Raw genomic sequence first — 14,464 nt, 5'->3', positions numbered from 1 at the left:
CCTTTCCCTCCTTCCATTAATTCAAGTATAGAGGCTGCCTGCATAAATCACTCTACAAAAAAGAAACGGGTTTTATCGGTTACGAGGCATCAACTGCTGGATAAAATCACTTTTCCTTTTCTGCCGTCAGCAACTGCATCAATAGCGTGTTTTATATCTGCTAATTCATATTTTGCTTTCTCAAAGCTAAGCAATAGTTCCTGTTTTTCCACAAGGTTTATAATTTGCTGGAAGGTTCTCTGCCATTCCTCATGACCTGCCTTCCTGTTCCAATGCCTCAAATGAAAAATATTCATTTTCACCTTATCAGCAAAAGCTCCCCAATTCATTTGCTCTCCAGATAACAATCCGATACTTAAGAATTGTCCCTGGCTCCGCAAACAGCCGGCTAAATCTGTACCCGCGCTTCCCCCCAACGAATCAATCGCTGCATCTGCTCCTTTTCCATTTGTTTTTTCCATCACAGCCTCAAAAAGTGATTGTCTGGATGTATCCACCACTTCAAAAGCACCAAGATCTAAAAGTGTCTGTGTATGTTTACTATTTCTCGTAACTGCAATCAAACACAAATCTAAAATTCTGGCAAACTGCGCATACAAGTGCCCTATCGCTGACCCGCAGGCATTAACTAGCAGTACACCACCAGGCTGTAATGTCAATATTTCTGTCAAAGTAACCCATGCAGTAACAGGGTTAATATATAGCTGCGCAGCAATGATATTATCAATCGATTCCGGCACGGGAACAGCAAACCTTGCCGGCGCTATTACAAAATCCTGCCACGTCCCCTTACCTCGTAATGGCAGAACACGTTTTCCAATAAGATCAGTACTTACTGAATCTCCAACATCCTCTACAATCCCAACACCTTCATACCCGGGTATATATGGGAGAGGAATTCTGTGTGAATAGCTGCCTCTTACAGGAATTAAATCAGATGGATTAATTGGTCTGGCTAACATCTTGACCAGCACTTCATCTGATTTGGGCGGGCAAATCTCTTTTTCTCCCATCTCTAATACTTCATTAGGATGACCAAATGTATCACAATAAATATACCTGTTTTGCACTTTAAGATATCCTCTCTAGTATGTCTTTTCCTTTTATTATAGCGAAAAAAGGAATAACAGCGTGAGTGTCATTCCTTTTTTAAATGCGATTATTAAATCTTTCTCTATCAAATAGCTTTTTTCAGAAAGTACAGATAACCCCCAATAAAAAACAATAGAAAACTGCCGCCAACAACGGTTAGTATTTGATCCCAGGGTACAAAAAAGACATCCTCTGTACTTCCGCCAATATTCATCATTAAAAATGGCTGTCCCCAAGGATAATATGGTCCAAACCGCTCCGAATTAATGACTAAAATCGTCGGTAATGTAAAAATAACATTAATCGCAAATGGAGCTGCAAAGCTTTTAAATGCAATGGAAACCCATAACTGCAAAGCAATTAATGGCAATGTTGCCACCCAGCCTCCGAAAATAGACTTCCAAACTATATCCATTGGAAAAGGATCTGTAATTCCTTCTATCATACCCACTAAATAAATAGAAACCAGATACATTAGCTGCATAGCAAGCATTAGCAGAATCAGTAACAAGTATTTAGAAAGAAAGACCTTCCCTCTTGTTACCGGCAGCGCCAGCAGTTGTTTCCAGCCTCCTTCCTGATGCTCGTACCTGCAAATCACACTGGCTAAGACACCTGAAATCAATGGCAGGAATAAGATAGCATAAGTAGAATTCATCACCACAAGCTTTTCATACCACTCGTTCATTGCTCCTATTGCGTTAAACGAACCGGATAATCCTATAAATAATCCAATTAGTGGTGCTACAAATAGAAGGAATATTACTTTTGATTTTCGCAGCTTATACCACTCAGAATTTATCACTGAAACCATTTATTTAACATCCCTTCTTTTAAAATCAATCATTCCCAGCAAGTACACGAATACTCCAAAGCCGATTCCTAATAAGGCATTTATATATGAATGTCCCCACTCATTAGATAATGACGGCCATTTCCAAATCACCCAGTCGGGTAACAGGGAAGCAGAGTATGCTAGAATCACTCCTACCACTCCTAATGTGACGGGAATAGCCTGATTCTTACTGACAGTAGCTACCCAAAGCTGCAATCCCAACACTGGAAGCGCAGCAAAGAAAGGCAAGAAACTATACTCCATTAATCGCAAATACGGGATATCTTCTCCCATACCCAATGTCAATCCATAGCCGAACATAAAAAGGAATAAAAGTACAGAGGATAAAAATACGATACAGCTGACTACTGTAAATTTAGATAAATACACCGCCCGTTTGGAAACTGGTAAAGCAACTAACTGTTTCCAGGCGTTTGTTTCGTCTTCAATACTCGCCATAAAGGATGTTAAAATCACAATCCCTAAGACAATTGCAAGCGGCGTAAATGTATTGATATTCAAAATATAATAGAGCCAGCGATCATCCATCTGCTCGAATAAATAATCCTTTCGCACCCCGTAATTAACCATCTGCAATGCAACAACACCAAAAGGACCAATCAGGCATAACAGCCACATTCCTTTACGCTTTATCTTTAAAAAATCCGCCTTCACCAGTGAAAGGATCATCCTGACTGCTCCTCCTTTGTCATCTCTAAGAAAATATTCTCCAGAGATCGTTTTTCCTCCTGTACCCGATAAATAGAGAAGCCCTGCTGGACAAGATAGCGAATGGAAGCTGCTACCTGCCCATCATCTTCCGCCTGCAGGGTCACACTTTCTTTCTCTAAATCCGCTTTTTGTCCATTAGCAAGCAGAGAGCGCCACGCTGCTTCATTATCATTCACCTTCACCTGGATAGAAGCTTGGGCAAATTTTCGCATGGTCTCGATCGAATCCTGAAAGATCATTTTCCCCTTAGATACAACACCTACTCTGGTAGCCATCTGATCAATCTCAGACAGTAAATGACTGGATATCAGCACCGTCATGCCATACTCTTCCGGCAGACTTTGAATCAGCTGACGCATTTCAATAATGCCGGAAGGATCCAGCCCGTTTGTAGGCTCATCCAAAATCAACAGTTCCGGCTGGTGCAGCATGGCAGCAGCAATCCCGAGCCGCTGCTTCATTCCAAGCGAAAATCCTTTTACTTTTTTATTGGCAACCCCATGCAGGCGAACCTGCTGAAGCACTTCATCGATTCTCTTTTTTGGTACATTGAGAATTTTTCTGCTTGCTTCTAAATTTTCCTTGGCAGTTAAATGTGGATAGTAGGAAGGATTTTCTACCAGCGATCCGATATTTTTCAAAATATCTATCCGATTATTCTTCATATCTTTGCCAAATAATTGAACAGAACCTGAAGTTGGCCGCATTAATCCTAATAACATACGGATAGTTGTTGTTTTTCCAGCTCCATTTGGACCAAGAAATCCATATATTTCTCCTTTAGGTATCTTCATTTCCAAATTTGATACTGCTTCTTCTTTTCCAAATTTTTTTGTTAAATGCTTCGTTTCCACGATATATTCCATCCTTATCACCTCTACTTTCAAGGATAGAGGTGCAAGGTTAAAATGAAGTATGGACTTTGTTTAAAATTTGTTTAAAAAGCTGCGCACTATAAGACAAGACATGAATAAAAAAACAAAAATATTTCAAGAAAATATAGAATGTGAAACTTTTTATATCCCTAAATGACTCTAATGAATGAGAGGAGGAATTATACAGTGAAGCACCATATACATACCGTGAAAAAAGCTATTAATGGAGATACTGCGGCTTTTGAAGAACTGCTCTTTCTGGAAGAGCAAATGCTGTATTACAAAGCACTCTTTTACGTTAACAATAAACAGGATGCTTTGGACGCTATTCAGGAAACATCCTATAAAGCGTTTCTAGCAATTGGTCAATTACGAAATCCGGAATATTTTTCAACATGGCTATTCCGAATCCTGATACGTGAGTGTTACCTGCTTTTAAAAGAACGGAAACAAATTATTCCTTATGAAGAAAATGAATTATTCATTCGATTAGAGAGTAATCAAGAGAAAGAAATAGAATCATTTCATCTGAGTGAAGCATTATCCAAACTGAAAGCAACCTATCAGACTTCTATTATCTTATTTTATTACCATGACCTGTCAATTCAGGATATTGCGGAAATTATGGAGAAGCCTGCCGGAACAATAAAAACATATTTACGCAGAGCAAAGAAGAAATTAAAAACCGAAATAGAAAGGAGTTATAAGTTAAATGAACAATCGACATAAACAATTTGGTCCCTTTCCTAAAGAGCAAGTACGTTCAGCTATTCAAACAGGGATGAAACAAGCAGAAGAACAACGCAGTAAAGAGTCAGTGAACCCTCAGCAGCATCGAAGAAACAAGATTAAACGAAAAATATTCTATGCTTTTGGCAGTGTTGCAGTTATTTTTGTCATATTGATTGGTTCATCATACTATTCTCCAGCCCTGGCAAGCAGCCTGTCTCAGATTCCTATTATCGGTTCTGTATTTGAAAGCTCAAATTTGGCTAACCTCGAAAAAGCTCATAAGCAGGGATTAACCAGCCAAATTGGAGAAACTCAGACCGTTAACGGAATATCTGTTACACTCGATGAAGTCTTGTATGATCAGAATAATATTAGCATTAGTTATATCATTGATTCAGAAAAACCGCTTGAAGAGAATTATACTAGTACTGGTATGGAGTTTACCATTAATGGAAAATCACCAAATATGGGTTCCTTAATGTATATGGAATCGAGTCAATCAGCAACAACCCGGACAGCAGTTCAGGAAATAAGCGTAACAGAAGAAATGCCGGATAAATTTGAACTGGGAGTAATTTTAAAAGGAGAGAAGGAAGAAACATGGAATTTTTCAGCTCCTGTAGAAAAAATGAAAAACATTCAAACCACCCCTGTCCAACATTCCCAAAGTGCTGATGGAATTAACTTTACTATTACTGATCTATCTCTCAGCGAACTAGGCGTCAGCATATCCTATGAAAGCCTTGATGAAAAAACAAATTTTGGTCTTAACCGGGTAGGTCGTATTGGAATAAATTTGTTTGATCAGGACGGCAATGAAATTACCTCCTTTTCCGGAAGTGGGAAAAGCTGGTTTTTTGATAATAATCCGGGATTTAAAAATATTGAACTGTTTGATCCAATTGATTCTAACGTTAAGGAGCTGACAATTATTCCTTACTTATATAAAGGCGCGGAGTTTGATAAAAACGGAGAAGAGATTAAAATAGAAAAAGAAGATTCTTTTGAAGATGTTGAATTTGAACCTGTTATAATTGAAATACCAAAATAGACTATTATAATCAGGAACATCTCTAAATCCTTTAAACAGTAAAAAGCAGTGACCTCCTACTTTGGATTTCACTGCTTTTTACTATTCTATTGTTTGTGTCGCTTTATCTAAAATATTTTGATGCAGCTCATTCCAATTTTTATTATATCTTTTTACTTCCTCCGGATCTATCCAGATTCTTTCTCCCGATTCATAAGCACCCTTAAACTCATAAACTTGCTGCACTTCCATATAGTAAAACACCTGATAACCGATTTTCGGATAAGGTCCCTCCGAATTCCATTCGATATTTTCAGTATGATTTACTTCGATATATCCTAAGAGAGAACAATTCCCCTTAATATAGCCTTCTTCATATGCCTCACGTTTAAAACAAGCTTCAGGTGCCTCTCCTTTTTCGATATGTCCCCCGGGTATATCCCAGCCTCTATCATTTAAATTTACTAGTAGCAGCTTATCGTTTTTGAAACATAAACCGTGTACACTTGTTATAAGCTCACTTGCTGGCAACTCTTTATCCTGCATCCAAGTCAATTTTACTTTTCCATTTCCCCAATATGCGTAAATACTGGTCATCAACACCTTCCCTTCCGTAATTTTTTTAAATGAAATTTAAAAGACTAATCACCCGCTCTTTTCACCCTTATAATCTTTATCGTTGTTCCTTTTTCTGTCGAATCAATATCCCAATCTAGATCCATTCCCTTTACCATCATATCAACAATGGAAAGACCGATTCCCGCTCCTTTTTGCTCTGTATCCACCTGCATGCCTCTCCCTTTGTCAGCAATAACAATAGCATCGTAGTGCCCCGTTGCCTCTGTGCGCACAGCGATATATTTGCCGTCTGCTGCATGACGCAGGACATTTTGCAAGAGATTATCTAAAATCCGGCTGAACCATAATGGGTCAATTTCCCACGTATTTTGTTCAAAAGGTTCTATTTCAACTTCAACGTCATATCCTTCCCTCTCAAAAACCGGATACCAGGTTGCCAAATATTGACGGATAAACCGTGCCATATCTATTTCTTTTAATTCTTTCTTATATTTACTCGCCATAAGCAACGTATAAGACATTAGATTTTCGATTAACCTATCCACGTCTTCAATAGATGTGGATGTCAGCTTAAGAGAACGCTTTGCTTCTATTGGCAAATTCATTTTCTGCAATGTATAAGCCTGTGCGTTTATTTTAGTTAAAGGTGTACGTAAATCATGTGATAAATTGGCAATCAGCTCTTTACGAAGCTGCTCTTCCTCCTGTTCGCGCTCCCTGCTTTCTCTTAATTCCTGTACCATTTGATTAAAAGATTTTTCTAAATCACCAATTTCATCCTGTTTCTTCTCTTCAATAAGGATCGGCAATCCATCCGTATCCCGGATTTCCATGGCTTCCTGCAGGTGGACCAGACGCTTACGGATTCCTCTGAAAAACCACAGGGAAAGAAAAATAAATATAAACACAACACCTATCGTGAGCGTGATAATAGCCCAGCTATACTGATCAAAAAGACGCTGTCCTTGGGGCTTCATCACATCCCGTTCCAGTTGAAAGACAATAAAACCATCTTCATCACTTTCCCCTGCAAAAGCAACGACAGTAAATGGATCATTATCATATTGACTTTTTAAAAATTGTGCGGTGAAAGCTGCATTCCATTCTTCTGGTAAGTTTTCCTGAAGGTTACTTTGTACTTCTAAAACATCGTCGCCATTCACCCAAAACATAGATGCTTTCGGGTAAATCACTTGCCACTTCTCAAATAATCGAATCACATCGTCTTCCGATACTACTTTACTGGCTTCTTGATGCCATTTTTCTTCTATTTCTGCAAATGAATGTTGACCATCTTCTGGTGAATCTGTATCCTCTACAAAATTAAAGAAAACAAGAATAATTGTGATATAAGCTGCTTGTAGTAAAAAAAGGGCAATGAGGATAATCAATATATATTTCGCTAATAAAGATTTTAAAAACCTCTTCATTTTTTCACCCGATAGCCAATCCCGCGAATTGTCTCAATAATCGTTGGTTTTGCTGGATTTTCTTCAATTTTTTCACGCAAATAGCGGATATGCACCATCAACGTCTTATCTCCTTCCATAAACCGCTCACCCCATACGCCTTCATAAAGTTGTTCTTTTGTTAAAATTTGATTCAGGTGACGAAGGAAATATTGAAACAGTTGATATTGCTTTCCAGTAAGTAAAATCTCTTCTCGAGTATGTTTATTGATAATAATCGACGATTTCGTATCTATTTGAAGATGCCCGACCTCCATGCTTTCTTCTCCCTTTTGAAAACGGCGGAGCAAGGCATCCACACGTGCTGCCAATTCATCAGGATGGAATGGTTTTGTAACATAATCATCCGCAAAGCTTAACCCTTCCAGCTTGTCCTCCACTGCAGAGCGTGCCGATAACATTACAATTGGTGTATCCTGATTCGCTTTTTTTATTCGTTTACCGATTGAGAAACCGTCAAGTCCCGGCAGCATAATATCTAAAATAGCAAGGTCTATATTGTTTATATGTTGTTCTAATTGGTTTCCGGATGTTAGCCAGGTCACATTATGGCCTCTCCCTATTAAATCTTCTGTTACCCATTGTCCGATTTCTTCTTCGTCTTCAATGTACAGGATATGTACCATTTTTTCACCTCATAATCAATTGACTTTTTATTTATAACTCTGAGTCTTTAATATTTCTCCTATTCTATTACCTGCTTTAAATACATCCAAAAGGAATCATCTCTATATAGACAATCATAGCAATACAATCAGTGAAATGAATAAACTGGCTCTATTTTTAAACAAAATTTAAACATCATTCGACCCTTCTTTTATATTATTCAAAGATTTTCATTCTTAATTATATGCTAACCCTAAGTAAACAAAAATCACTAAGGAAATTAGCACGTTTTATTTATAAGCATTTAGAAAGTTTTCCTACAGAAAATGTATGAAATATTTTCAATAAGAAATAGGTAAGCGTTTTTGATTTTGAAACTTTATTGTATAGTGCAGAGTGTGTGATATTCCTACTTATGTAGATAGGTGCGCGGATTGAAAACTTATAGCAGGTTGCTAATAGTAACCGGGGTTTCGCACCCTATTATGGGTGCGAAAAAATTTTTCATATAAAACAACTGATTTTTTATTGTATATTTTGGCTTCTCACCGAAATCAATGGCTGACAAACAAAATGCAGCTTTCCCAATAATCCACGGTTGCACGCAACTAAAATACGTTCCTATAAATAGATTGATAACATGTAAAGTACAATCTACGTTGGGAAGCTTTAATTTAATTATTCTTGAACGTTGGCAAATTCTTCTTCAGACAGTTCATCTGCTCACTTGTTAAGAAGGCAAACTTTTAATTTTAACTTTTCTTTAATAAATTTCCTTATACTTTCCTCTGTTATTGTTCCAACTATTACACAAAATCTCCTCTTGCCCATAAAAGTTGTGCTCAATTTTTCTTTTTATAGATCTGGTAATTCTAGCTGGATTAGTCTTAATGTTCTTCCTTTTGAGCATTTGTTTTACTTAAAAACATACTTGGCGGGCTTGATATCAATAAATGTATATGATCTTTTCCTACACTTCCTTGCAAGATAACTATTATACTTAATTCAATACAAAAACAATATTATTCATTAAAACTCTGGTAATTCTACCTCTATTTCTTTACCTGATTCTGATGATCTTATTATCGCATCAATAATTGCTTGATTTAATATTATGTCTTCCCCAGGTATAGGAGCTGGCTTGTTATATTTTACAGCATTTACAAAATCTTTTATTTTCTCACTAAAAATATCTAAAGAATGCTTAACAATTGGTAATTTTTCTTCTACATGTTCATTAGTAGATTTATCATAAAACAAACTCATCGCTCCTATTCCACCATCCCATACACCACTCCAAGGACCATCTCCAGCAGGAGTTATTTTTAAACCAGCATTCTTACCTAAAAATATAGCCGGTCCAAGTGTATCCATATGCATTGCCCACGCTATTTTAATATACATGGTTATATTTCTTTCTAAACGAACCATCGCAACACCAAAATCTTCTACTTCAAAATTATCAGACTCAGGATGATATTTGGGATTAGTCCCAAAATGATTTGTAGTATAAGCACTAACTGTTAGAGGCCTAGGATTACCTAAGGCATTTAATGCTAAATCAATTGAATAAGTTCCAATATCACCAAGTGCCCCTACTCCAGCTGAGCTTTTGTTAATAAATGTTCCTCCAGGCATTCCACGACGTCTTCCACCACCAATTTCAACATAATAAATATCACCTAATTTGCCTGAATTAATTATTTCTGAAACCTTTTTCATATTAGGATCATAACGAGGTTGGTAGCCAACTGACAAAATTTTTTCATTGGCTTTTGCTACTTTTATCATTTCAATACCTTGGTCTAAAGTAACAGCTAAAGGTTTCTCAACTATTACATGTTTTTTTGCTATTAGTGCATCAACACTTGTTTGAAAATGTGCAAAGTTGGGCGTACATACACTGACAGCGTCAATAGCAAGTAATAGCAAGTCTTCGTATTCTTGAAAGGCACTGGCAGTCTTTATATTCAATTCATTGATAAACTGCTCTGCTTTATTAAGGTTAATATCGGCTACTCCAATTATCTCAACATCTTCCATATCTAAATAAGCCTTCGCGTGACTTTTGGCAATTTGTCCAGCGCCAATAATACCTATTTTTACTTTTCGTGTCATCACTTTATCCCCATTTCTCTTATATACGTTGCAAATTACCCATTTTATCCTTTAACAGACCCTGCTAGTAAACCCTTTATAAAATATCTACCTGCAAATAAATACACAATCAATGTAGGTATAGCAGCTAAAATTGCTCCCGCCATTTGTACGTTCCATTCTACGACTTGGCTTCCTGCTAAATTCTGGAGTGCGACCATAACAGGATGCTGTGAATGCCCAGTAATGACAATCGCAAATAAAAATTCGTTCCAAATGTTTGTAAATTGCCATATTCCTACTACTACAAAACCAGTGATTGAAAGGGGAACAATCATACTCCGATATATTTTAAAGAATCCGGCGCCATCTACTTGTGCTGATTCAATCATAGATTGTGGAATTGTTACGTAAAAGTTTCTAAACATTAAAGTTGTAATCGGTAAACCGTAAATGACATGTACTAATATTAATCCCGGGATAGTATTATACAGTCCAATTGTATCTATTACACGAATCAAAGGAATTAATATACTTTGAAATGGAATAAACATACCTAATAGAATAAATGTAAATATCCATTCCGAACCTTTAAATCTCCACTTTGAAAGTGCATAACCATTTATTGAACCTAATAAACAAGAAATAATAGTCGAGGGTACTGCCATCTTGATACTGTTCCATAAGTTAGGTAAAAGTTGATTTAATGCATGACTAAAGCTTGAAAAATTAATTGATGAAGGTAAATTCCACATGGTTAAGAAGGAAACTTCTTCAAATGATTTAAAGCTTGTTACGAATAATACGTAAAAAGGCATTAAAAAGATTAAACTAAAAAAAATTAATATAAAATAAATTATACTTTTTGATAGTAACTTTGGCATTTAATGTTCCTCCTTCTGTCTCATAATATATGGAATTACAAATATCATAATCATCATTAACATAATAATTGCGATACTTGCACCTTCAGCATAGAAATTACCTTTAAAGGTAGTCTCATACATATAAATCGCAGGCATGTCGGTCACAAAGTTCGGTCCTGATCCAGTCATTGTGTATACCAAATCAAATATTTTCAATGAAACTTGTAACATTAATAAAATTACTCCAAAAGTAATTGGTTTTAACTGTGGAAGAATAACTCTAAAGAATGCTTGAAATTTATTTGCACCATCCATATAAGCCGCTTCTTTTATCTCCTCTGGAATACCAGCTAACCCTGCTAAATACATTGCAAGTGAAAAACCAGTCATTTGCCAAATTGCCGCGATTAATACTGCAATAAGCCCGATAGGCAATCCAAATTCTATGTCAAATACCTTCCATCCAGGTACAATAGTTGTATCCGTATACCACCCTGGTGAAAAGCCGAATTTTTGCAGAAATAAGTTCACCCCAGACTCTGGATTCAATATCCAACGCCAAGCAACACCCGTAACTACAAAAGACATTGCCATTGGGAATAAGAAAATATTTCTAAATAGCCATTTCCCTTTAATATTTTGTTCAAGTAAAACAGCTAAAAACAACCCTAGACCAACAACTCCAAAAATAAATAACAAGGAGAAGAATATCATATTTCTAATATCTGATTGGAATCTAAATGATGTGAAAAGTTGTTTGAAATTTTCCAAACCTACAAATGATAAATCTGGTGCTAAGCTATTCCAATTACTTAAGGAAACATATCCCGTCCAACCAATAAATACATATACAAATATAGAAATAATGAAAATAGAAGGTAAAACTACAATAAAAGAAATATTATTTCCCTTTAGAAATTTCCTTGCTGATTTTTTCTTTCTAACTTGATTCGTTGGCATAATTTATTCACCCTTAACTTTTTGAAGATAACATTTTGTAGACAATTAAGTTAACATCCCTAATTTTAGACTTGAACTCACCTAAAATTAGGGACAATATTTTATTTTATAACACTATTCAGATAGTAAAGATTGAGCATCCACTAATGTATTAATAAAATTATCTACATCTTGTTGTGTAACAAAAGCATTAATTGCATCGTCAACTTTTGAAAGGAACCCGGCGGGCGTAGCAGAACCTCCCGCCAAACTAATAGTAATTTTTAAATTTTTAAAATCCTCGGCAGCATCTTGGCTGTATACGCTAAAATCGGAAGTATCCACATCTGTTCGAGCTGGAATAGAACCTTTTAATTTATTAAAATCTTCTTGTGCTTCTTTTGAACCCATGTATGATATAAGTTTTTTTGCAGATTCTTCGTCTTTCACACCTTCAGGGAATCCCATTGAATCATTAACAACATTGAAATATTCTTGAGTTCCAGGAGCAGCAACCCATCCATAATCTTCATTTGGTTCCCATCCTTTTGTTTCAAAATATCCTGATTCCCAATCACCCATGAGCTGCATAGCTGCTTCTCCATCAATAATCAGATCTCCCGCATCTTGCCAGTCTAACGCACTATGGTTATCATTAATGTAACCTAAAATAGTTTTTAGCTTTTCTGCCGCATTTACCACTTCTTTACTATCAAAATCAATTTCGCCATTCCATAACTGGGCATATTTATCAGCACCCAATTCTTCTAGTAATAATACATCAAACCATAAAGTAGTCCACCTTGGGTTCTTATCTCCTAAAGCTATTGGAGTAACTCCTTCATCTTTTAATTTCTCACTAACTTCAATTAATTCATCAAAAGTTTCGGGGGCTTTCAAGTTTAATTCATCAAAAAGCTTTTTATCATACCAAATTACATTATTTTTATGGATGTTCATTGGCAAACCATAAACATGCTCATCTTGTTTATTCATATCGATAATTTCACTAGGAAAGACTTCATCCCAATTGTTTTCGGCAAAAATACCATCCATGTCTTGTAAGTACCCTGCATCTAACCATCTAAGTAAATCCTTTCCACCTTGTGCTTGAAAAATTGCCGGTGGATCTCCGCCTTGTAGCCGTGAGGATAAAACTGCTTGAGAGTTAGAGCCTCCACCACCTGCAACTGCAGCATTTTCAACAATAATATCCGGATATTCATCATGAAAGCCATCTAATACAGTATTCAATGCATCAGCTTCTCCACCTGCAGTCCACCAACTAAGAATTTCTATTTTTCTTTCACCATCTTTTTCATCCTCAGCATTGTTATTGTCCGAGTTTCCGCATGCGGCAGTAACTATCATTAAGAGAAATAATCCTAAAAATACTATTAGCTTTTTATAGTTTTTTTTCACAATAATACCTCCAATAGATAAATAATTTACTTATATTTTTACAGAGTTTTTAGTTTCTGCCGAAAGATAAATCGCTTCTAATATACGTGTTACATTATATGCTTGTTGCGGTAAAACCATTGGATCAGTATCATTTTCAATAGCATTTATCCAATTTTTAGCTTCTAAATACCCTAAATCTTCTTTCCATTTTAATGGCTTAATTAAATTATCTGTCTTCGTATTTGAATCAATTAATCTGTCATACTTTGAAGTGTTTAATACTACATATCCTTCATTATCATCCGGATCTCCAAACATTTCTGCTCCGGCTTCAGTTCCGCAAAGTGTAACTTGGCTTTCTTTTGGGTTTATTACATTTAAGGCCCACGCAGCTTCGAGAAATATAGTTGCACCATTTTTCATTTTAATATATCCAAACGCTGAATCCTCTAAATCACTTGAAAAATTACCGATATCCCATTTTCCAAACATATTCCCATCTGATTTTTCAGTTAACTTACGGTAAACTGCTCCATCAACTAATTCAGGTTCATAATTATCCATTAACCATAAAGTTAAGTCTAAGGCATGAGTACCGATATCAATTAATGCCCCACCTCCTTGTTTATTTTTATCCAAGAAAACTCCCCAGGTCGGTACTCCACGACGTCTTACAGCATGTGACTTTGCGTGATAAATATCTCCTAATTCATTATTCTTAATAGCTTCTTTTAAAAATTGAGAGTCTTTTCTGAATCTATGTTGGTATCCAATTGTTAATTTCTTTCCTGTTCGTTCAGATGTATCAACCATTTTTTTGGCTTCTATTGAATTTATCGCCATTGGTTTTTCACACATTACATGTTTTCCAGCTTCTAGTGCTGCTACAGATATTTCAGCATGAGATATATTCGGAGTTAAAACATGTACCACATCAATTGATTCATTTATTAATAATTCTCTGTAATCTGTGTAAACTTCGAACCCAGAACTTCCATATTCATTACCAGCCTCTAAAGCCCTTTCTTCTAATTCATCACAAAAGTCAATTAAGGAAACCTGTTCTCCTAATTTCTTTAAGGATGGAAGATGTTTTTGGTGTGCGATATTTCCACACCCTATAATTCCTATTTTAATATTGTTTTTTGTCATTGAACTAACTCCTAACTTATATACTTTGCAATCGAATCATTCCATTCTTATTCCAC

At 36.0% G+C, this 14,464-nt stretch carries 14 protein-coding genes; 2 read left to right on the top strand and 12 right to left on the bottom strand.

The features are described 5' to 3' along the window. Positions 1-89: 89 nt before the first annotated feature. The 4 genes from IEX29_RS13245 to IEX29_RS13230 all read right to left on the bottom strand — a co-directional run bounded on the left by IEX29_RS13245 (position 90) and on the right by IEX29_RS13230 (position 3,525). Complete coding sequence (locus IEX29_RS13245) at positions 90-1,070, bottom strand: zinc-dependent alcohol dehydrogenase family protein (RefSeq protein WP_373290677.1); 981 nt, start codon at positions 1,068-1,070, stop codon at positions 90-92. A gap of 107 nt (positions 1,071-1,177) precedes the next feature. Next, positions 1,178-1,906 (bottom strand): ABC transporter permease, encoded by a 729-nt coding sequence (locus IEX29_RS13240; protein WP_188734864.1) that lies wholly within the window; start codon positions 1,904-1,906, stop codon positions 1,178-1,180. Further along, entirely contained in the window at positions 1,907-2,617 is a 711-nt protein-coding gene (locus IEX29_RS13235; RefSeq protein ID WP_188734863.1) for an ABC transporter permease, read from the bottom strand. After that, a complete protein-coding gene (locus tag IEX29_RS13230) occupies positions 2,614-3,525 on the bottom strand; it encodes an ABC transporter ATP-binding protein (RefSeq protein ID WP_188734862.1) in 912 nt (303 codons plus the stop codon). Before IEX29_RS13230 ends, IEX29_RS13235 begins: the two co-directional genes overlap by 4 nt. Before the next feature lie 195 nt (positions 3,526-3,720). Between IEX29_RS13230 and IEX29_RS13225 the strand changes: the two genes are divergently transcribed. Continuing rightward, a complete protein-coding gene (locus IEX29_RS13225; RefSeq protein ID WP_229720216.1) occupies positions 3,721-4,263 on the top strand; it encodes a sigma-70 family RNA polymerase sigma factor in 543 nt (180 codons plus the stop codon). Further along, entirely contained in the window at positions 4,247-5,317 is a 1,071-nt protein-coding gene (locus IEX29_RS13220; RefSeq protein ID WP_188734860.1) for a DUF4179 domain-containing protein, read from the top strand. Before IEX29_RS13225 ends, IEX29_RS13220 begins: the two co-directional genes overlap by 17 nt. 81 nt (positions 5,318-5,398) lie before the next feature. Here IEX29_RS13220 and IEX29_RS13215 read toward each other — a convergent pair whose 3' ends face one another. From IEX29_RS13215 to IEX29_RS13180, 8 genes are all read right to left on the bottom strand, one after another. Next, positions 5,399-5,893 carry an NUDIX hydrolase gene (locus IEX29_RS13215; protein WP_188734859.1) on the bottom strand — a complete coding sequence of 165 codons (495 nt, stop codon included), beginning with the start codon at positions 5,891-5,893 and terminating at the stop codon, positions 5,399-5,401. A 44-nt stretch (positions 5,894-5,937) separates the two neighbouring features. Beyond that, positions 5,938-7,305: a sensor histidine kinase gene (locus IEX29_RS13210; protein ID WP_188734858.1), complete on the bottom strand. Its 1,368-nt coding sequence runs from the start codon at positions 7,303-7,305 to the stop codon at positions 5,938-5,940. Beyond that, positions 7,302-7,970 (bottom strand): response regulator transcription factor, encoded by a 669-nt coding sequence (locus tag IEX29_RS13205; protein ID WP_188734857.1) that lies wholly within the window; start codon positions 7,968-7,970, stop codon positions 7,302-7,304. The genes IEX29_RS13210 and IEX29_RS13205 overlap by 4 nt, the downstream gene beginning before the upstream one ends. A gap of 1,009 nt (positions 7,971-8,979) precedes the next feature. Next, positions 8,980-10,068 carry a Gfo/Idh/MocA family protein gene (locus IEX29_RS13200; protein WP_188734856.1) on the bottom strand — a complete coding sequence of 363 codons (1,089 nt, stop codon included), beginning with the start codon at positions 10,066-10,068 and terminating at the stop codon, positions 8,980-8,982. Between the two features lie 44 nt (positions 10,069-10,112). Continuing rightward, positions 10,113-10,931: a carbohydrate ABC transporter permease gene (locus IEX29_RS13195; protein WP_188734855.1), complete on the bottom strand. Its 819-nt coding sequence runs from the start codon at positions 10,929-10,931 to the stop codon at positions 10,113-10,115. Beyond that, on the bottom strand, positions 10,932-11,873 hold the full coding sequence (locus tag IEX29_RS13190; protein ID WP_188734854.1) for a carbohydrate ABC transporter permease: 942 nt from the start codon (positions 11,871-11,873) through the stop codon (positions 10,932-10,934). Positions 11,874-11,987: 114 nt separating this feature from the next. After that, positions 11,988-13,274 carry an ABC transporter substrate-binding protein gene (locus IEX29_RS13185; protein WP_229720215.1) on the bottom strand — a complete coding sequence of 429 codons (1,287 nt, stop codon included), beginning with the start codon at positions 13,272-13,274 and terminating at the stop codon, positions 11,988-11,990. 30 nt (positions 13,275-13,304) lie between these two features. Next, positions 13,305-14,408, bottom strand: a complete 1,104-nt coding sequence (locus IEX29_RS13180) for a Gfo/Idh/MocA family protein (protein WP_188734853.1) — start codon at positions 14,406-14,408, stop codon at positions 13,305-13,307. Positions 14,409-14,464: the final 56 nt, after the last annotated feature.

Source organism: Oceanobacillus neutriphilus (assembly GCF_014645515.1).
Taxonomy (GTDB): Bacteria; Bacillota; Bacilli; order Bacillales; family Amphibacillaceae; genus Oceanobacillus; species Oceanobacillus neutriphilus.
The sequence above is the reverse complement of the archived record's forward strand: the minus strand, read 5'-3'. Positions and strand labels throughout refer to the sequence as shown.